This window comes from Vibrio sp. D173a, assembly GCF_030248475.1.
In genome coordinates this window covers 1-687 of the sequence record NZ_JAHGAH010000725.1, presented here as the reverse complement: position 1 = coordinate 687, position 687 = coordinate 1, and the positions used below count along the sequence as shown (strand labels likewise).

General features: G+C 42.8%; 2 protein-coding genes. One reads left to right on the top strand and one right to left on the bottom strand.

The window, feature by feature from the left end; genetic code table 11:
- Nucleotides 1-380: TRAP transporter small permease (locus KIV40_RS28815; RefSeq protein ID WP_285352646.1), on the bottom strand; the 380-nt coding region annotated here is incomplete at its 3' end.
- Nucleotides 381-493: 113 nt separating this feature from the next.
- Here KIV40_RS28815 and KIV40_RS28810 point away from each other — a divergent pair.
- A partial coding sequence (locus KIV40_RS28810) for a LysR family transcriptional regulator (RefSeq protein WP_285352645.1) occupies nucleotides 494-687 on the top strand: 194 nt, incomplete at its 3' end.

The following is a 687-nucleotide window of genomic DNA, read 5'->3' as shown; positions in this document are numbered from 1 at the left end:
GAGCACTCGTGATAAAAAGTTGGGATATAAAGCGTTGGGCTCTCTTTCCAAACCCGCCACGCATACTTGACGTAGTCCCAAGCCCAGTAGGTCAACCAACTCGAAATCACCAAGCTGATCGTTTCACTGATAAGGGCTAATATTTGATGACCTCGCTCTGTCTTGATAAATATTTCCAGTACATTTGCACGGATTTGTGTATCTTCCCTAGACGCGTTCACCGCAGCAAGCATGTAGAGCCATAAGGTCGGAATAACCATCGACTCTTCAAGCACCATAATTGGGACTTCAAAGACATATCGTGTCACTACCTGAACAAACTGCATCAATGCCACAGATGCAATCAGGAAAGTGAGTAGATATCTAAACTTTTGCTCCACGTTGTTATTTCCTTATTGTTTTATTTGTAAACACCTCGTTAATTTAATGATGACAAGCAATAAAAACAAATTTAAAATTTCTCTAATCTGATAACTTTTTCTTATAGGCTCGTATGAATAACCTCTCTATAAAACAGCTAGAAACCTTTCGCACCGTGATGCGCTCTGGGTCCGTGACCTTAGCGGCCAAAACGTTGTGCCGAACACAGCCGGCGATCAGCGCAATGCTGGTCGGATTAGAGAAAGAACTTGGCTTTGCATTATTCGAACGACATAAAGGTCGACTAGTGCCGAATCCAGAGGCGTA